At 52.7% G+C, this 19,111-nt stretch carries 15 protein-coding genes; 8 read left to right on the top strand and 7 right to left on the bottom strand.

The annotated features are described in order from the left end of the window. Positions 1 to 66: 66 nt before the first annotated feature. A complete protein-coding gene (locus ACO0LH_RS16580) occupies positions 67 to 1,392 on the top strand; it encodes a PLP-dependent aminotransferase family protein (RefSeq protein ID WP_422942220.1) in 1,326 nt (441 codons plus the stop codon). A 27-nt stretch (positions 1,393 to 1,419) separates the two neighbouring features. Here ACO0LH_RS16580 and ACO0LH_RS16575 read toward each other — a convergent pair whose 3' ends face one another. Together ACO0LH_RS16575 and tsaE are read right to left on the bottom strand one after the other, a co-directional pair. Further along, positions 1,420 to 2,721, bottom strand: coding sequence for an N-acetylmuramoyl-L-alanine amidase (locus tag ACO0LH_RS16575; RefSeq protein WP_422942260.1), 1,302 nt, complete (start codon positions 2,719 to 2,721; stop codon positions 1,420 to 1,422). Between the two features lie 113 nt (positions 2,722 to 2,834). Continuing rightward, on the bottom strand, positions 2,835 to 3,320 hold the full coding sequence (tsaE, locus tag ACO0LH_RS16570) for a tRNA (adenosine(37)-N6)-threonylcarbamoyltransferase complex ATPase subunit type 1 TsaE (RefSeq protein WP_422942219.1): 486 nt from the start codon (positions 3,318 to 3,320) through the stop codon (positions 2,835 to 2,837). A 79-nt stretch (positions 3,321 to 3,399) separates the two neighbouring features. On the opposite strand from tsaE, the gene queG reads away from it, so the two are divergent. From queG to ACO0LH_RS16550, 4 genes are all read left to right on the top strand, one after another. Then, the gene (queG, locus tag ACO0LH_RS16565) at positions 3,400 to 4,482 is read left to right on the top strand and encodes a tRNA epoxyqueuosine(34) reductase QueG (protein ID WP_422942218.1); all 1,083 of its coding nucleotides are present in this window, start codon (positions 3,400 to 3,402) and stop codon (positions 4,480 to 4,482) included. A gap of 698 nt (positions 4,483 to 5,180) precedes the next feature. Beyond that, positions 5,181 to 7,100 (top strand): TonB-dependent receptor plug domain-containing protein, encoded by a 1,920-nt coding sequence (locus ACO0LH_RS16560; RefSeq protein ID WP_422942217.1) that lies wholly within the window; start codon positions 5,181 to 5,183, stop codon positions 7,098 to 7,100. A 9-nt stretch (positions 7,101 to 7,109) separates the two neighbouring features. Beyond that, positions 7,110 to 7,736 (top strand): YfiR family protein, encoded by a 627-nt coding sequence (locus tag ACO0LH_RS16555; RefSeq protein ID WP_422942216.1) that lies wholly within the window; start codon positions 7,110 to 7,112, stop codon positions 7,734 to 7,736. Then, positions 7,733 to 9,646 carry an ATP-binding protein gene (locus ACO0LH_RS16550; protein ID WP_422942215.1) on the top strand — a complete coding sequence of 638 codons (1,914 nt, stop codon included), beginning with the start codon at positions 7,733 to 7,735 and terminating at the stop codon, positions 9,644 to 9,646. Before ACO0LH_RS16555 ends, ACO0LH_RS16550 begins: the two co-directional genes overlap by 4 nt. A gap of 12 nt (positions 9,647 to 9,658) precedes the next feature. Here ACO0LH_RS16550 and ACO0LH_RS16545 read toward each other — a convergent pair whose 3' ends face one another. The 5 genes from ACO0LH_RS16545 to ACO0LH_RS16525 all read right to left on the bottom strand — a co-directional run bounded on the left by ACO0LH_RS16545 (position 9,659) and on the right by ACO0LH_RS16525 (position 15,400). After that, complete coding sequence (locus ACO0LH_RS16545) at positions 9,659 to 10,552, bottom strand: AEC family transporter (protein WP_422942214.1); 894 nt, start codon at positions 10,550 to 10,552, stop codon at positions 9,659 to 9,661. A 12-nt stretch (positions 10,553 to 10,564) separates the two neighbouring features. Then, on the bottom strand, positions 10,565 to 11,155 hold the full coding sequence (locus ACO0LH_RS16540) for a response regulator transcription factor (protein ID WP_422942213.1): 591 nt from the start codon (positions 11,153 to 11,155) through the stop codon (positions 10,565 to 10,567). Between the two features lie 15 nt (positions 11,156 to 11,170). Then, a complete protein-coding gene (locus tag ACO0LH_RS16535) occupies positions 11,171 to 13,201 on the bottom strand; it encodes an ATP-binding protein (RefSeq protein WP_422942212.1) in 2,031 nt (676 codons plus the stop codon). Positions 13,202 to 13,373: 172 nt separating this feature from the next. Then, the gene (locus tag ACO0LH_RS16530; protein WP_422942259.1) at positions 13,374 to 14,660 is read right to left on the bottom strand and encodes a TRAP transporter large permease; all 1,287 of its coding nucleotides are present in this window, start codon (positions 14,658 to 14,660) and stop codon (positions 13,374 to 13,376) included. A gap of 101 nt (positions 14,661 to 14,761) precedes the next feature. Beyond that, the gene (locus ACO0LH_RS16525; RefSeq protein ID WP_422942211.1) at positions 14,762 to 15,400 is read right to left on the bottom strand and encodes a TRAP transporter small permease; all 639 of its coding nucleotides are present in this window, start codon (positions 15,398 to 15,400) and stop codon (positions 14,762 to 14,764) included. Positions 15,401 to 15,918: 518 nt separating this feature from the next. Here ACO0LH_RS16525 and ACO0LH_RS16520 point away from each other — a divergent pair. The 3 genes from ACO0LH_RS16520 (at position 15,919) to xerD (ending at position 19,108) form a co-directional block, all read left to right on the top strand. Continuing rightward, on the top strand, positions 15,919 to 16,923 hold the full coding sequence (locus ACO0LH_RS16520; RefSeq protein WP_422942210.1) for a TRAP transporter substrate-binding protein: 1,005 nt from the start codon (positions 15,919 to 15,921) through the stop codon (positions 16,921 to 16,923). Between the two features lie 713 nt (positions 16,924 to 17,636). Continuing rightward, entirely contained in the window at positions 17,637 to 18,152 is a 516-nt protein-coding gene (locus ACO0LH_RS16515) for a methylated-DNA--[protein]-cysteine S-methyltransferase (RefSeq protein WP_422942209.1), read from the top strand. 20 nt (positions 18,153 to 18,172) lie between these two features. Beyond that, positions 18,173 to 19,108, top strand: a complete 936-nt coding sequence (gene xerD, locus ACO0LH_RS16510) for a site-specific tyrosine recombinase XerD (protein ID WP_422942258.1) — start codon at positions 18,173 to 18,175, stop codon at positions 19,106 to 19,108. The last annotated feature ends 3 nt before the right edge of the window (positions 19,109 to 19,111 follow it).

The following is a 19,111-nucleotide window of genomic DNA, read 5'->3' as shown; positions in this document are numbered from 1 at the left end:
AGAAAACTTGATTGCAGTGTAATCTGATGACCTGATACAGTAAAAAAATTGTTCTAGATACATTCCATGGCACTGGCCCGTTATAAATCGATCGTTGATGACTATTCGCTGCGCATACGCCATGGCAGTTTGCGGCCAGGCGCGCAACTGCCAACCCTGCGTAGTCTGATGCGCGAACACGGTATTGCGCTGGCGACCGCTTCGCGCGTATATGCAGAGCTGGAAGCCGGTGGCCTGGTCGCCTGCGAAATGGGGCGCGGCACTTTTGTGCGTGACACGTCGCTGCCACGTGGCCTGGGGTTGGTACAGCAGACCCTGCAACGCGATGCGGTAGATCTGATTTTTAATTACCCGACCTTGCCTGGGCAAGACGACATGCTCCGAGAAAGCTTGCGCAGCATTGCCAGTTCAGGTGACCTCGATGCCTTGCTGCATTCTGCGCCGCAAGGTGGCCGCCTGCATGAGCGGCAAACCATGGCCAGGCACTTGCGCAACCGTGGCCTGCGCTTGCCTGCGGAACAAGTTTTGATCGTCAATGGCGCGCAGCAGGGACTGGCAATTACGGTGCAGGGTTTGCTCGCACCGGGGGATATTCTGGTAATGGATGCTCTGACCTTCCCTGGCATGAAAACCCTGGCCCAGTCTGCACGGCTGGATGTGGAAGCATTGCCCATGCTGGATGGCAAAATGAACCTGCCTGCGCTGGCAGTATTGTGCCAGCGTCGCCCGGTGCGTGCCGTGTATGTCATGCCAACCATGCATAATCCCATGGGTTCGGTGATGTCGGATGCAGAACGCAAGAAGCTGGCGCAACTGGCAAAGCGCCATCAGTTTTTGATCATCGAAGATGGTGCCTATGCGTTTCTGGCGGAACCTGCGCCCAAGCCTGTTTTCACCTATGCGCCGGAACAGACTGTGTATATCTCCGGCTTGTCGAAAAGCGTGGCATCGGGTTTGCGCATAGGAATGGTGGCTGCGCCACTGCGGCTCATCCCTGCGCTGGAAACAGCCATACGCGTGTCGTCAGGCAATACGCCTTCACTCATGATCACGCTGGCCTGCCTGTGGATAGAGTCTGGCAAGGTCGATGCGCTGGAAATGCTGAAACGCAAAGATGCGAGGCAACGGCAAAGGCTGGCAGGCAAGATTTTGCAAGGCTGCACAGTGGCCGCGCATCCTTCTTCGTATTATGTATGGCTGACGCTGGCAGAACACATGCGCGCCGACCAGGTCGCAGCCGCATTGGCTGCGCAGGGCGTGATGGTCAGTACGGCAGAAGCGTTTGCGGCGACGACGCAAGTACCGCATGCCTTGCGTCTGGCGATTGGTTCCATCCCCCTGGATGCGCTGGGAACGGCCTTGGGCAAAGTACAAAAAATGTGCTGTGACTGATGCGGTTAGCGACAACTAACTACAAGATCAGGTCATGCGGTTTTTTGCCAATGGCGGGTTTTTGGCAAAATATTTCTTGATGCCTTTCATGACAGCATCCGCCAGTTGATCCTGATAAACGTTATCGGTGAGTTTGGCTTCTTCTTCCGGGTTGGAGATGAAAGCAGTCTCTATCAATATGCTGGGAATATCCGGTGCTTTCAACACGGCAAAGCCTGCCTGCTCCACCGAGCCCTTGTGCAGTTTGTTGATGCCACTGATTTCACTCAACACGACCTTGCCCAGCTTCAGGCTGTCATTGATTTGTGCGGTCGTTGATAAATCCAGCAACACACTGGCAAGCTGCCTGTCATGCGTCTTGATATTGACGCCACCGATGAGATCAGCAGCGTTTTCCTTATCTGCCAGCCAGCGGGCCGCAGTCGAACTGGCTCCTTTTTCTGACAATACAAAGACAGAAGAGCCACGTGCGCTGGAATTGACAAAGGCATCGGCATGCACTGACATGAATAAATCTGCCTGCACGCTGCGGGCTTTTTGCACGCGGACATTGAGTGGGACAAAATAATCAGAATCGCGGGTCAGCATGACACGCATGTTTGGATGCTGTTCTATCTTGGCTTTGAGCCGTTTGGCTATCGCCAGCACCACGTCTTTTTCACGGCTGCCACCGCGACCAATGGCGCCCGGGTCTTCGCCGCCGTGACCGGGGTCAATGGCGATCGTAATCATGCGCGTCAGTTGCACGGGCTTGTCAGTCGACTTGTCGGTGGGCTTTTCCGCCAGTTTTTCTGGTGTTTTTTCGGCGATGGCCGGTACATCTGGCCTGGCTGCTAGTTTTTCTTCTGACTTGGTTTCAAGCTTGTTGGCAATCGCTGCGGGGGGAACTTCTGGCAAGGGCTGCAGGCTGACGCCATCCTTGTTCCATTCGCCTTTTTCCATCATCGCGGCGATCGGGTCAACCGGGTGGGCAGGGTAGAGATCAAACACCAGCCGGTGTTTGTAAGTACCTACTGGCGGCAGGCTAAATACCTGTGGACTGACTTCTTCCTTCAGGTCAAACACCAGGCGTACCACATTGGGCTTGTTCTGCCCCACGCGCACCTGCTTGATATACGGGTCATTGGACTTGATCTTGGCGACCAGTTCCTTGAGTTTGGTATTGAGTTCCAGGCCTTCGATATCGACGAACAGGCGATATGGGTCTTTCAGCACGAAATGACTGGTTTTCAGTTCGCTGTCATTTTCCAGCGTGACGCGCGTATAGTCTTCGGCAGGCCAGACGCGTACCGCCAGTATCTGGGTCGCATTGGCTGCCGTTGGTGCCATTACGGATAGCAGCAGGGTGCCACCGGCCTTGAGCAGGGTGCGACGCTTTTTGGAACGGGCTGAAGTATGGGTGGTACTAACTGTACCAGCTGTACTGGTCGTACTTTCAGCGCTTACAGATTCGGGGCAAACTTGAGTAATGCGAGACATGCGGTACCTTTGACAGACAACGCGTGCAATTCTACCTCACGTCCGTGACCTGCGACGCGCAAAAATACATTCAAATCAGGGGTAGGCAGCACGCCATCGGCTTTTTCCGGCCATTCGACGATACAAATATTGCTGTCGTTAAACTCATCGCGAAAGCCGGCTTCGGTAAATTCTTCCGCACTGATCATGCGATACAGGTCAAAATGCATGATGGTGACCGCCTGACCCTTCAGTGTTACCTGATAAGGTTCGGCCAGGGTATAGGTAGGGCTTTTGACATTGCCGACATGCCCCGCCGCATGGATCATGGCACGGGCGAGGGCAGTTTTGCCTGCACCCAGGTCACCGTGCAAAAAAATGCTTAAACCCGGTGACAAGGCATGCGCCAAGCATTTGCCCAATGCCTGCGTGGCTGCTTCATTCGGTAGAGTGGTTTTATAATGTGACATTTCCTGCAAAGTTAGTATTCATGATATTGCTAAACATAGCATACCTCCATCGTTCTGTGTATGGCATAAGGGCGCAGCCGTGAGCCTGGATGCGCAAGCACTGGCTGATCTCGCCGCACAAATCCAGCTTTGGGGTACTGAGTTGGGTTTTGCCGAGTTGCGTATTGCCGATGTCGATTTATCGCATATAGAGGGCAAATTCCAGGACTGGCTGGATGCCGGCTATCATGGCGAAATGGCCTATATGGCCGCTCATGGCAGCAAGCGTACCCGCCCGGCAGAACTGGTACCAGGCACGGTCAGGGTCATTTCTGCCCGTATGAATTACCTGCCACAAAATGCGGGCTGGCGTGCCGCCGAACAGCAGCACGGGCCTGATACCGCAGTCATTTCACTGTATGCGCGTGGCCGTGACTACCATAAAGTCTTGCGCACGCGCTTGCAGCAACTGGCTGAGCGCATAGAGGCCGCGATAGGGCCGTTTGGTTACCGCGTATTCACTGATTCTGCCCCTGTCATGGAGGTGGCCCTGGCAGAAAAGGCCGGCCTGGGCTGGCGTGGCAAACATACATTGTTATTAAGCCGTGAGGCAGGGTCGATGTTTTTTCTGGGTGAAATCCTGATCGATCTGCCCCTGCCTGTTGATGAAGCGGTAGGGCAGCATTGTGGCCAGTGCAGCGCTTGTATCGACATTTGCCCGACCAAGGCCATCGTTGCTCCCTATAAGGTGGATGCACGGCTGTGCGTGTCTTATCTGACGATAGAATTGCACGGCAGCATACCGGTAGAGTTGCGGCCCCTGATCGGTAACCGTGTTTATGGCTGCGATGATTGCCAGCTGGCTTGCCCATGGAACAAGTTTGCCCAGGCGGCGGCAGTGGATGACTTTGCCGTCAGAAATGGCCTGGATAATGCGCGCATGGTGCATTTGTTTGCCTGGACAGAGGCGCAATTCCTGCGCATGCTGGAAGGCAGCCCGATACGTCGCATTGGCCATGAGCGCTGGTTGCGTAATATGGCGGTGGGTTTGGGGAATGCGGCAGTGAGCATGCGGGGTGATGCAGGGATAGTCGCGGCCTTACAGGCGCGGCTGTCCCATCCTTCTGAGATGGTGAGGGAGCATGTGGTTTGGGCGTTGGGGCGGCATGGGGTCGAGGCTTAGCGTGGTAGGTTGGGCTACGTTTCATCAGCCCAACACTGGGCATTTAAAACAAGTAATTTCTTAAGACGTTGATGCAATTCAAGAAAACATGGCGTTAGATTTTATTTGATCGCCCTTCGTAGAACCAGGCCGGGTCTCGGCCCGGCGGCCGAATTCCTTTCTTTGCTTCACCAAAGAAAGTCATCAAAGAAAGGCGACCGCAGACTTGCCCTTCGGGTGCTTGCGCTACGCTTCAGCACAATTTGTGCGTCACAAAAAATGGGAAAGTTTCGAAACTCGCCTTCGGTTCAGACAACAAAACTTTCTTATCCATTTTCTGCGACACACAAATTGCATCGGTGTAGCAAGGAATTCGGATTGCATGCAATCCGCCTGCATAACGACATCGCCCTGCAAGGCGATGTTCCTTCCTTATAGGGATACAGGGCCCAAGCGGGGCAGAGCAAAGTCAAAAACAAGGTCAAAATCCAGAAACAACAACAACAGCAACAGCAGAGTATCTAGCGTTTTAGAGAACTAAAGCATCGCGACTACCTCCGGCTCTTCCTCCCACCTACGTCTGGTGGCGCAGGCAGGGGTTTTCTGCGACAATCAGCCTTATGCGGCTGTTATCATGCTTGTAATTGTTTGGCCTTGATGTCTTTATGTCATGGTCATGAATTCCCCTCACTAACTTACATATTTACAGGCACGCTCTCATGTTTCAAAAACGCATCAGTCTGGCGACATGCGCAGCGACACTGTTATTGTTGCAACCTTTGATCTCGTTTGCTGGAGAGAATGACGCTGATTTGCCTGGGCTTTCGCTGGAGCAGTTAAGCGAAGTCGTGATCACTTCGCTATCTCGTCAGGAAGAAAAACTGGGCAATGCAGCTGCTTCGATTTATATCATCAGTGCGAATGATATTGCCCGTAGCGGTGCGCGTTCCCTGCCTGAGGCCTTGCGGCTGGCGCCTAATTTGCAGGTGGCGCGGGTAGATGCGCGTAATTATGCGATTACGGCCAGGGGGTTCAACAGCGCATTTGAAAACAAATTGTTGGTGCTGATAGACGGGCGCAGCATTTATACGCCCTTGTTTTCAGGCGTGTTCTGGGATGCGCAGGATGTGCTGATGGCAGATATTGAGCGCATCGAAGTCATCAGCGGGCCAGGTGCCACTATTTATGGGGCAAATGCGGTCAATGGCGTTATCAGCATCATTACCAAGTCATCCAAGGATACCCAGGATGGTGTGATCGGCTTTATCGCGGGTAGCAAAGACCGCGTTGGCGGTTTCCGCTACGGGGGCGAACTGTTTAACCAGGGGCATTATCGCATTTATGCGAAAGCCACAGAAGTGGACGATACCTATACCGCTACTGGCGGCAATACAAATACGGGCTTTCATCGCCTCCAGGCAGGTTTCAGGTCGGACTGGCTGATCAGCAATTATGGGGTGACATTGTCGGGCGATGCCTATTCCGGCGACTTGAGGCAGACAGGCACGCGGGATATCCGTATCAGCGGTGTCAACCTGACGAGCTCGTTGACTAACAAGCTTGATAATGGCTCTGATCTGCACCTGGGGCTGATATTTGATCATACCGAACGCAACCAGCCCAACGCTTTCGCAGAACGCCTGGGAACGGTCGATTTTCAAGCGCAACATAATATCCATTTCGATGAGAAACACCGTTTTTCCTGGGGAGCGGGATACCGCTACTCCTATGATCGTGTTGATAATGGCCCGGCTTTCGGCTTCTTGCCAGGCAAGCTCGACATGGACTGGGCAAGCCTGTTTGTACAGGATGAAATTGCTGTCAACAGCCAGTTGAAGGCAACTCTGGGGCTGAAGGCAGAACACAATAGTTATACGGGCTGGGAGCACTTGCCGAATATTCGCCTGGCATGGATGCCCGGCCAGGCGCAATTGCTATGGGCCAGCTTGTCAAGGACGGTACGTGCCCCTTCGCGCATCGATCGTGATTTTTATTCGCCGACCAAGCCAGCTGTGGTGGACAATATCCCACAATTCGCGATAGCAGGTGGACCAGATTTTCAGTCTGAGGTGGCAAAGGTCTTTGAAATTGGCTACCGTGCGCAACTGAATAATGATTTCTCTTATTCTCTGACTGCATTCACCAGTGCCTATGATAATTTGCGTACGCTGGAGCCGCAGCTACGTGGCGGGGCAGTCTTCCAGAATAGGGGAGAAGGCCGCAGCAAGGGACTGGAAGCATGGTTGCGCTGGCAGCCCGTTGATAAATGGCGTTTGTCCGGCGGCTTTGTCGTACAAAGCATTCATACCAGTCTGCTTGCTGGCAGCAAGGATTCCAGCGGTACCACCGGACTGGCAAACAATGATCCGGGCCGCTACTGGTCTTTGCGTTCGTCTTCTGACTTGTCCCAGAACCAGCAGCTTGATGTGTCTCTGCGCTATAACTCTGCGTTGAGCAATCCCGCCGTGCCAGCCTACTACGAAATGGATGCGCAATGGTCTTGGCGTGTACGTCCTGATATTGATATCTCTGTCATCGGGCAAAATCTGTTGCATGCCAATCACGCAGAGTTTGGTGGTCTTGCTGGCCGAAGTGTCTTCGAGCGCACAGTCTTGTTAAAAATTGCCAAGCGTTTTTAGTCAGCAGACATGGCTCATTCTGATCGCAAACACTTAGCTCAACTGAAATTATTGGCTGGCTTTTACCTGCCAGCGGTGATACGCATGTTCTTTTTGCGTGGGTTGGCATGCGTGCTTTTATTGTTGGTGGCAGTATGTACGGCATGGTCGGTAAAGGCAGAAGTGCCGCAAGAGCGAAATATTAAAGCGGCTTTCATATCAAAATTTATCGGCTATATTGATTTCCCTTCTACCGACGCGGGCAATACCGAAACACCACTGGTGGTCGGTGTTGTCGGCGCTGATGATGTTGCAACAGACCTGACACGGCTGGTGGCAGGCAAGGGCGTCAATGGCCGCAACGTCACTGTCAAAACCCTGACGTCTCGCGAAAAACTGGAGGGTCTGCATATTTTGTTTATCGGTATTGCCGAGGCCGATTCAGCAGAAAAACCTTTGCGCAACGCGAGCCCTTTAGGCATATTGACGATCACCGAATTTGACAGCGGCATGCGGCTGGGCAGTGTGATTAATTTCCGCCTTGTTGATGGACGTGTACGTTTTGAGGTGTCTTTACCTGCGGCAGAAAAAGCGGGTCTGAAATTGAGTTCGCGCCTGCTGTCGGTTGCCTATCTGGTACAAAAAGGCACGCCATGAAAAGAACATTCGAAACCAATAGCGTCAGAAGTAAGCTGATCTGGATGGCAATGACTACCACGATGGCCGCCGTGATCGTCGCTTCTGTCGCCATGTTGATTTATGACCTGGTATCCTTCCAGCGTTCGTGGGTCAGTGATCTTTCTACGCAGGCAGAAATTGTCGGCAAGGCAGTAGCCCCAGCACTGAGTTTTAACGACAACGACGCTGCCGAACACAATCTGGCCATGTTGCGTGCCAGGCCGCAAATTCTGTTAGGCGCAATTTATGATGCAAACGGCAAGCGATTTGCCGCTTATCAGCAAGCCGATCTGACCTCGCCGGCTTATCCGGAAAAACCAGGCGTGCCGGGTTATACGATAGATGGCAGTGAACTCAATGTGTACTACCGGGTAGTCGAAAATGGCGAATTTCTGGGTACGGTGTATATCCGCGAAATTTACCCCCTGTTTGACCGCATTAAAAGTTACGGCATGATACTGGCGTCGGTCATGCTGGTCAGCCTGCTGCTTGCAGGCATCGTAGCATCACGTTTGCAGGTCGCCATTACCCGACCCCTTGGGGCGATTACCGATGTCGCACGTCAGATCGTGCACAATCGTGATTTTTCTTTGCGCGTGAAGGGTCGTGACGGTGGCGAGGTTGGTACTCTGGTAGATGCATTCAATGGCATGTTGATTGAACTGGGCCGTCGCGCTGATGCACTGGAGGCCACCAATGCCAGACTGGAACAGGAAGTTCGCATTCGAGAATCAGCAGAAGAAGCGCTATTACAGGCAGATCGCCGCAAGGATGAATTTCTGGCGACGCTGGCGCATGAGCTGCGTAATCCGCTGGCGCCCATACGTACAGGACTTGATATTCTGCGCATGAAAGAAGGGGACAAGGCCGGATCAGCCAAGGCCCGTGACATCATGGAAAGGCAACTGGTACAGATGGTACGACTGGTGGATGACCTGATGGATGTGTCTCGCATCAATACCGGCAAGCTGGCGATCAAGGTGGCACCAGTCTCATTGCAGGAAGTCGTCAATAATGCCGTCGAGATTGCGCGGCCGCTCATCGACAAGTTTGGCCATCAGTTTGAAGTGCAACTGCCGCCACAGACATTGATGATCGCTGGTGATATAACCAGGCTGGCGCAAATCGTTTCCAACCTGCTCAATAATGCTGTGAAATATACGCCGAAAGGTGGGCAGATCAAACTAAGCGCAGCACTGGAGGGCGCCAACATCTGCATACGCATCAAGGATAATGGCGTAGGTATCTCGCCGCAACTGCAGGAAAGTATTTTTGATATGTTCAGCCAGGCAGATTCTTCGATAGAGCGATCCAACTCTGGTCTCGGTGTCGGCCTGTCACTGGCACGCCGCCTGGCAGAACTGCATGGTGGCAGTATTGCCGTTTATAGTGCAGGAATAGGTGAGGGCAGTGAATTTATTTTACATCTGCCCCTGCTGATACAGGCAGCATTGCACGATACGCAAGCCACGGATACGCAAGGTGTTAACACCAGTTACCGGATTTTTCTGGTTGATGACAATGTCGATTTCGTCAAAGGATTTGGTGAGCTGCTGGAGCTGACTGGCCACACGACACTGATCTGCCATGATGGGGCAGAAGCTTTAGGTATCGCTGCGGCTTTCCAGCCAGATTTTGCTTTCCTTGATATCGGCTTGCCACATCTGAATGGGTATGATCTGGTGCGCGGATTGCGTCTCTTGCCTGAACTGGAAAACACCGTCATGGTGGCGGTGACAGGCTGGGGCCAGGAAAAAGACCGGCAACTGGCGCTGGATGCGGGCTTTGATGCGCATCTCGTCAAGCCGGTCAGCTTTGACCAGGTGAACACGATTTTACGCAATACCGTCAGCAGTGTGGCGCAAAAAGGTATTACCCCGTCGCGGTAATACGCTTGAATATCAGTGCACCAGACTTAACCAGAATGGCAAAGTCAGCACTGACAAAACTGTGCTGGCTGAAATCAAAAACGCCACAAACGGCCCGTTGCCTCCCATGCGTGCCGCCAGCACATACGCACTGGAGGCGGTAGGCAGGGCGCAGAAGATGACGGCGATTTGCAGTTGCAATGGCGGCAGTGCCAGCCATTGACCTAGTAACAGCGCAATCACGGGCAGGGCCAGCAGTTTGACCGATAAAAAATAGCTTGCCATGCCTTTGGCTTCATTCAGGCCGGATAGTTTTACACCTGCGCCCACTGCCAGTAAACCCAGAGCAATAGACGCGTTGCCCAGTCGTGACAGGGTGGCGGCGATGCCTTCTGGTATCTCTATTTGAAACACACTGAACAGCACGCCCGTGGCAGTGCCTACCACCAGGGGGTTGCTGGCGATTTCTTTCATCAGCCTGCCACTATTGTGGGCCAGCGCATACACGGCGGCCATATTGCACAATGGCACCAGAAAGCCGATCAGCAAAGCCATCAGCGCCGTGCCCTGTTCGCCTGCCAGCCGCGACGCCAGTGCCAGCGCGATATAGGAATTAAAACGGAAAGCCGTCTGCACGCCAGATTCAAACATCCTTGGTGGCGATGACCTGAAGAAAAATTTTGCCAGCCAGCCCAGCAGCATGCCGCAGGCAGTGGTGCTGACAGCCACTTGCAGCAAGCGCCCGGTGGCATGAAAGTCAAACTGGGTACGCGCCGTGGTGTAGAACAGCAGCGCAGGGAACATGAGGAAGTAGACGATCTTTTCTACACCAGCCCAGAAATGTCCACCCCAGTGGGCGTGGCGTGCCAGCAGAAAACCCAGCAAGATCAGGGTAAAGTCAGGAAACAGTAGGGTGAAGATAGACATGCAGGCGAATCGCTATTTCAGGATACCTGCCAGTTCCACCGCTGTTTTCACCTGCATTTTGTCAAAAATATGGGCTCGGTGTACTTCTACCGTGCGCATGCTGATACCCAGCTGGTCGGCGATGACCTTGTTCATTTTGCCGAGCAGTATCAGATCCAGCACCTCTTTCTCGCGACCTGACAGGGTTGCCAGACGCTCGTGGATGACAGCGGCAGAGCCAGCCTGACGTGATTGCGCCATGGCTTCCTGCACCCTGTCCATGAGCTTGTTGTCGTTGAACGGTTTTTCAAAAAAATCAAAGGCACCACGTTTCAGGGTATCGACAGCCATGGGTACATCGCCATGGCCGGTCAGGAAAATCACGGGCAGGCGTTTGGTCAGCTGCCTGGCAGCCAGCATTTCAAACAGGTTGATGCCGCTTAAGCCCGGCATGCGCACATCCAGCAACACGCAATCGCCGTGGCTGTCAAAAGCCATGGGGCGATCCAGCGCAGCCAGGAATTTCTCTGCACTTTCATAGCTGTGTGCGGCAATTTGCCGCGACCTTGCCAGCCACGACAAGGCGTCGCGTATCACTTCTTCGTCGTCAATAATATGTAGCATGTTGTCCCCTGATCGTCATTCTGGTCCTGATTTGGCGCTGACGTTTGTTGTTTGTTGTAAGTCTGCGCTGTGGTGTTTTTGATGTACTGGTAAGGCAAACTGGAAAATAGTACCACCAGCAGGGTTGTCGCTATGGAACAGCTTGCCGCCGTGAAATTCTATCGCGGTACGGCAGATGTTCAGCCCCATACCCATGCCCGATGATTTGGTGGTAAAAAAAGGCGAGAATAACTTTTCTGCCACGTCTGCCGGTATGCCATGCCCACGATCAATCACGGCCACGACGATTTGCTCATTGGCAAGATCGTGCCTGGCCTCTACGCGCAGTATGCGTTTTTCCGGCGGGGTGGTTTGCATGGCTTCGATGGCGTTTCTGGTCAGGTTCAACAAGACCTGTTCCAGCATGACGCCGTCGGCCAATACCAGGGGTAACTGTGGCCGGATTTGCCATTGCAGGGCGACGTGGGTTGTCTGCGCCTGTAATTCTACCAAAGGCATGATGCTGTGTATCAGCTCAGCAACATGCACGGGTTCGCGTGTGGCTTCGCGTTTTTTGACGAATTCATGGACGCTACGGATGATTTGCCCCGCCCGCTGGGCTTGCGCGTTGACTTTTTCCAGCGCACTCTGGAATAGCGGCTTGTCAATAATGCCTGACTGCATGAGGTTGATGGCCCCGGTGGTATAGCTGGAAATGGCCGCCAGCGGCTGGTTCAATTCATGTGCAAGCATGGATGCCAGTTCACCCATGGTAGCCAGGCGGGCACTGGCGTGCAGTTTTTCTTCCTGCTGACGCGTCAGTTCCTGGGCACGCCGCAATTCTGAAATATCCAGTATTGAACTCATCCAGCCGGTTTGCTGGCCGTGTTCATTGATCAGGGCGGATTCATAGATCAATACCGGTATGCGTTCGCCGCTGGCGTGCTGGTAAACGGTTTCAAAACCCTCGGACGGTACTGACCCCGCCAGCAATTGTGTGAAACGCTGCTGGTATTCTTCTATGGCTTCAGGGGCCCAATAAGGCATGGGCGGCAGGCGGCCTATGATCTGTTCTGACGGGTAACCCACCATCTGGCAAAACGCCGGATTGACATACGTCAGGCGGCCTTCCATGTCGCGCGCGCGCAAGCCAGTCACCAGAGAGTTTTCCATCGCGGTACGGAAGGTCACCTGCTGGCGCAATGCCCCTTCTGCTGCCAGGCGGCGGTTGATATCGCGCCACAGGGCCAGCAGGCTCCAGATCAGGCCGATAGATAGCAAAATGACAGACAGCACCAGCAAGTTCGATAGCAGCTTGGGTTCGCTCTTGATGCTGTTGGTGCGCAGGATCAGCGTCAGGCTGGGTAATTCCAGTGCACGGTTGTGGGTGTAGACGCTTTTGCCGCTGCCACCGGCAGTGCGTTCGGCCAGTATGCGGTCATCGATATCGGTAATGGTGATCTGGTTATCCTGGGCAAACCACCAGGGCACCAGTTCTTCCAGTATGCCGTTCATGCGGTAACTGATCATGATGCTGCCGATGCGGCGGTCATCCCTGATCAGCGGGATCTGGCAATGCATGAGGTAGGCATTTTTGGCGTTGATTTCCAGCACAGGCTTGAGGCAAACGGTTTCTTCACTGACGTCGAGTGCGCCAAATTCGAAGCGCGGCAAGGGCAGGCGCTCGGCATTGGCCAGTTGGCCTTCGCGCGTATCGACGATGACCTTGTTGGCGGCGTCATACCAGGCGATGCGCTGGACTTCACGGTTATTCTTTAGAATGCCGCGAAAGCGGTCCAGCACGGTTTCTTTTTGCAGCTTGGCGGATTTGATTTCCTGGCCAATCTGGCGCAATACCTCGTCATTGCGGGTCAACTGGAACTGTATGGCCTGTTCTACCCATAAAGAATCGGCGATCAATTGTTCCTGCCGTTCATTGGCTTCCATGCGTTGTGCCTGCCACGGCAGCCAGATCAGCGTGGACAAAAACAATAACAGCAGCAGGATAGGAATAATCCAGCGCCATTTTTGAGTCAGCCAGGATTGGGGGCGAGAGACACTTTTCATGCGGCTAGTTTACTGTACTGCCCGATTTACCGACAGCGGCAATTGATGCGCCTTTCTACAGGGACGGTAGAAAGGGCTGTCATAAGATGGAAGAACAACAGCCTCAGTGACTTGACAGCTGAAATCACCAAGCTGAAGTCACTGAGGCTGGACACAGGAGCCTGTTACGTTGCTACATCATGCCCATTGCACGGGGTAGCCATAATGACAAGCCCGGCCAATACGTGACGATGACCAGGAAGACCAGCATCGTACACAGCCAGGGCATGACCGCCACAGTCAGCTCGGTAATACTCATTTTCGAAATACCGCTGGCAACATACAGATTCAGGCCCACGGGAGGATGGCAGAGACCAACTTCCATATTCGCATCGATCAGGATGCCGAAATGCACAGAATCAATACCCAGACGAATGGCGGCAGGGTGCAGGATAGGTGCCATGACCAGGATGATGGAAGATGGTTCCATCACATTGCCAGCCAGCAAAAGCAGGATATTGGTAAAGAACAGGAAGCCAGCACGGCCCAGTTCTTTACCCAGTATCCAGTCTGCCATCTGTTGCGGGATGTTTTCATGCGCCATCAGGAAAGAAAACAGCACGGCATTGGTGATGATATACAGCAGCATGGCAGACAAGGCAGCCGAGTTGACCAGCACCTTGGGTGTATTGGCTATCTTCATGTCCTTATAGACAAAGACAGAAATCAGGAAGGCATACACGGCGCTCATGGCAGCCGCTTCGGTTGCCGTGAAAATACCGCTGTAGATGCCACCGATGATGATCACCACCAGCAGCAGACCCCAGATGCTTTCACGAAAGGCTTTCCAGCGTTCGCCCCAGGTGGCTTTCTTCATGCGCGGGTAACCATTCTTTTTCGCCAGGAACCAGGTGGTTGCACACAGCATGGCGGTCAGCAACATGCCAGGGAACAAACCTGCTACGAACAAAGCACCAATCGATGTATTGGTTGAAATCGCATAAATCACTTTGGGGATGGATGGCAGCATCAAAATGCCAAGCGAACCTGCGGTGATGATGACACCGGCACCAAACTGCTTGGGGTAACCCTGCTTGACCATCGCAGGCAAGATGATCGAGCCGATAGCAACCACCGTTGCCACGCTGGAACCACACACCAGCGCAAACATCGCACACGAAATAATGCCTGCCAGCGCCAGACCACCATGCCAGTGTCCGACCATGCTGGTCGCAAAATTGATCATGCGCTTGGCAACACCACCATGCGTGAGAAAATTACCAGCAAGAATGAAGAAGGGGATCGCCATGATCTCGAACTTTTCTATGCCGGTGAACAATTTCAGGGCGACTGCTTCTATCGGCACCTGGGTCAGCAGGTACATGAACATCAATACGGTCAGGCCGAGTGCAATTGACACCGGAATGCCAGTCAGCATCAGCGCGATCAGCAAGGCAAAGACAATACCTACCTTGCCCATCATGCACACCGCACCGAGGATCAGCCCTATACCCAGCAAGACTATCGTGGCACGTTGTTTGGACATCTGCTTGATGCCCAGTGTATCCATCGTGGCGCTCATTACACACCGCCTTTCATGACTGGGGTGGCAGGTAACTGAACGGCATTTTCTTCATCGCTGAGGCCTTCGACGTGTGCATGATCATGGTGTGGCAATTCGCCGGTACGACGGAAGATCAGCGCAACTTGCAGGAAACGGAAGCACATCAGGTAAGAACCCATCCATACGGCGGAATAAACGATCCAGGTAGGCCATTCAAGATCAGGTGTGGTCGGGCCTTCTGACAATTCTCCCAAGGGCAGGCCGAATAACTGGAACAGCGCATAGTGCATGCCGTTTTCCCATACAAAGGTCAGCCCCAGCGTACCGATGATGCCGGTAAATATGGCACCGCAGGTCAGTGCCGTATAAACGGTCGCGTTGCGCCATTCAGAGGGCAGGCGGGTAACCAGTACATCAACACCGACATGGACACCGGCGCGAACGCCATAGGCCGCCCCAAATTTTGCCATCCAGACGAACATGATGATGCACAGTTCCTGCGCCCAGCTGAAATGCAGCGACAGCAACCAGTCTTGCACCACGGGGATCTTGAAGCCTGTGCCGTAACGATGGAGTACCGAGAGAAAGATGACGAGGGTTGCGCCGCCCATAAGGATGGCGATAATCCACTCTTCCAGATGATCGAGGAATTTCATGACAGGGTTCCAGTTGGATAAAAAATGATGCGAAGGCACAAAGCCCGCTCAGCCTTGCATGCCTGACTACGGATTTATGCCAGCTTACGCGACTTTATAAGTTGACTGAAGGATTGTAGCTTGGACTGTTGCTTTCTTTGAAGCAGAACTTGCCCCACAGATGTGCACCAGGCTTTCGTTGGCTGTGTTTTGATTTCATCAATTGTCCCCTATTGCAAGATGTCATTTTTATTCTGTCTCATATTCTCAAGTAAGCATGTAATATGCGGCAACTGTGGTTATCCACATTTTTTCGAAAAATCGATATGCTGATCTGTTCGGCGCGAAGGTTTTTTCTGTGCATGCGCAAACAGTCTCGCTTAATGTTAACATCTCCAGCCTTGCCCGCAATTGGAAAAATGCTTTTGCATGCTGTTTTCTCAGTGGCCATTGCAGACCTGTGGTTTTCCACAGTTGCCAGATGATGCCGACATTGAAATAATTCTTGCAACAATTCATAAAAACGTCCGGAGACAAATATGAAACTGAAGTCCATGTTATTTTCCCTGCTGACTGCTTCGCTGGTCAGTGGTGCTGCCTTCGCGCAAGCGCCTATCGTCATCAAATTCAGTCATGTTGTCGCCACCGATACACCCAAGGGAAAAGCGGCGGAACGCTTCAAGGAACTGGCTGAAAAAGCCACCAAGGGCCGCGTGAAGGTTGAGCTGTATGCCAACAGCACACTGTATAAGGACAAGGAAGAACTGGAAGCGCTGCAACTGGGCGCAGTACAGATGCTGGCACCGTCGCTGGCCAAGTTTGGCCCTTTGGGCGTCAAGGAATTTGAAGTCTTCGATCTGCCATATATTTTCCCTTCCAAAGATGTGCTGTATAGCGTCACCGAAGGCCCGATAGGCAAAGACCTGATGAAAAAACTGGAGCCCAAAGGCATCATCGGCCTGGCATTCTGGGATAACGGTTTTAAAGTCATGTCCGCCAACAAACCCATGCATTTGCCGACCGACCTGAAAGGGCAGAAAATGCGCATACAGTCATCCAAGGTTCTGGATGCACAGATGCGCGCCCTCGGTGCCAATCCGCAGGTACTGGCTTTCTCTGAGGTGTATCAGGCCTTGCAGACGGGGGTGGTTGACGGCACAGAAAACCCGCCATCGAACCTGTACACCCAAAAAATGCATGAAGTACAGAAGCATCTGACTTTAACCAATCACGGTTACCTTGGTTATGCTGTCATTGTGAACAAGAAATTCTGGGATGGTCTGCCAGCCGATGTGCGTGCGCAATTGGAAGAGGCCATGAAATCGGCAACCAAATATGCGAATGCCATTGCCCAGCAAGAAAATGACAATGCTTTGGAAGCAGTCAAAAAATCGGGCAAGACCACGATTTATGCACTCAATGACAAGGAAAAAGCGGAATGGCGCAAAGCCTTGTTGCCAGTGCAAAAAGAAATGGAAGGGCGTATCGGCAAAGACCTGATCGCCAATGTCAACAAAGAAGGCGCAAAGCTGGGCTTCAAGTAAGCCTGCGCAGCCATCATGACATTGTCGTGGTGGCTGCGTGGATGCATACCTTACATATGACAGGCTTTGCAATCCTGCTGTATGTGCCTTCTGTACGGCGCTGTCTTTCAGCCTGGTGTCGATATCGATAATCACCAAAATGGGGATTATCGACTTGTCTGTGGTGGTCTTGTCATGTTATCCCTTGCTTTAGTGGCCACATGCGCATTGAAAAATTGATGAAGACTTGTTGAAACTTGCATTAGTCATGCGCATTGCAATGCTGGCTTACTCTGCAAACAAATCTGCGCACAAGTTAAAAAAAGTAAAATCGCCAAAGTTTAAAAGTAATTGCCGTATTTCCCGCAAGGAAATACGGCAATTTTTATTTTGGCAGAATTAAAATTGGTCTTGCCTAGCACATTTTTAAGGTTTATGATCACTTTTCACATATCTGCAACAGTGCACTGTTTTAGATCATTTTTATTTTGAAAGCCAATTCCTGCCATGCTATATTCACGGCAGTTCAGAATTCTGCAAGATAAAAGCAAGGAAAAGTTTACAAGGCGGTAGTGCAAAATAACGGTAAAAATACCGTACACACTGAGGAGACGCGCGTTTTTATTACAAGCTGAGTTGATGTGAAATCCATGTCAACTAAACAGCCGAAAACGCGGAAGACGTTTTAAGGGCGCATCAATGATGCGCCTTTTTTCTTTGTGAAAAGGAAAACCATGTCAGACAAAGAGTCAGGAATTTTTTCAGCCATCGTCGAGGCACCGTTTGGTGCGGTAGGTATCCGCTGCGAGAACCAGCAGGTGAGTGAACTGGTTTATTTGCCGCCACGCTTCCAGGAAAAAGCGGCGGTCGATAAAGTGGCGGAGCAGGCGGCGAAACAAATCGCCGCTTATCTGCATGACCCGGATTATCGCTTTGATTTGCCGCTGAGACAGGCAGGTACGGCTTTCCAGGGCAAGGTATGGCAGGCGATTGCTTCTATTCCACGTGGGCAGGTGCTAACCTATGGGCAGATCGCCAAACATATCCGTTCAGCCCCCCGCGCCGTTGGCCAGGCCTGTGGGGCAAACTGGTATCCCCTGGTCGTTCCTTGTCATCGTGTTACTGCTGCTGGCGGCCTTGGCGGTTTTGCACATACCGATGATGAAACCGGTTTTCACCTTGGAGTAAAGCGCTGGTTGCTGACGCACGAAGGGGTAGCTGGCTACACCCAGGAAGCATTGTGGAAGTAAAGCAGAGAAAACCGAAAATCATAGACCCGGCAGAGATTGTCCTATTGCCCGCTGCTGTCAGCGGCCAGATAGACCAGTTTTGCGATGCGCTATGGCTGGAAGACGGGCTGGCAAAAAATACCATTGAGGCCTATCGGCGCGACATGCGGCTGTTTGCGGAATGGCTGCACAAGTTGCATGACAAGCATTTGTATCAGGTCACTCATGCGGATATCAGCGCTTACATTGCTGCCAAACATGGCAGTTCCAAAGCCAGTTCTGCGAATCGCCGCATGAGCGTGTTAAAACGCTTTTACCTGCTGGCTTTCCGGCAAAACCTGGTCAGCCACAATCCCTGCACCAAATTACGCTCTGCCAAACAGGCACCACGCCTGCCCAAGACCTTGAGTGAATCCCAGGTAGTAGCCTTGCTGCAAGCCCCTGATGACACAACACCACATGGCTTGCGCGACCGCACCATGCTGGAATTATTGTACGCCTGTGGTCTGCGCGTCAGTGAACTGGTGGGTTTGCGATCTATAGAAGTGGGTTTGAATGAAGGTGTCTTGCGCATTACCGGCAAGGGGGGCAAGACCCGGCTGGTGCCGTTTGGTGAAGTTGCGCGCGCTTGGATGGAGCGTTATCTGCGCGAGGCCCGGCCTGCCATTTTAAATGGCCAGATTGATGATGCCCTGTTCGTTACTGCCCGTGGCGGCGCGATGACCAGGCAGATGTTCTGGATACTGATCAAGAAATACGCAGAACAGGCGCAGATCACGACAGCCTTGTCACCGCATACCTTGCGCCATGCGTTTGCCACGCATTTGCTTAACCATGGTGCAGATTTGCGGGTAGTGCAGTTGCTATTGGGACATGCCGATATTTCAACCACGCAAATCTATACGCATGTGGCCAGGGAGCGTTTGAAGAAACTGCATGCCGCGCATCACCCGCGTGGTGGCGGCGATACGGAATAAAAA

The organism is Undibacterium sp. TJN19 (assembly GCF_049339485.1).
GTDB lineage: Bacteria > Pseudomonadota > Gammaproteobacteria > Burkholderiales > Burkholderiaceae_D > Undibacterium.
This window is presented reverse-complemented; position numbering and strand designations above follow the sequence as displayed.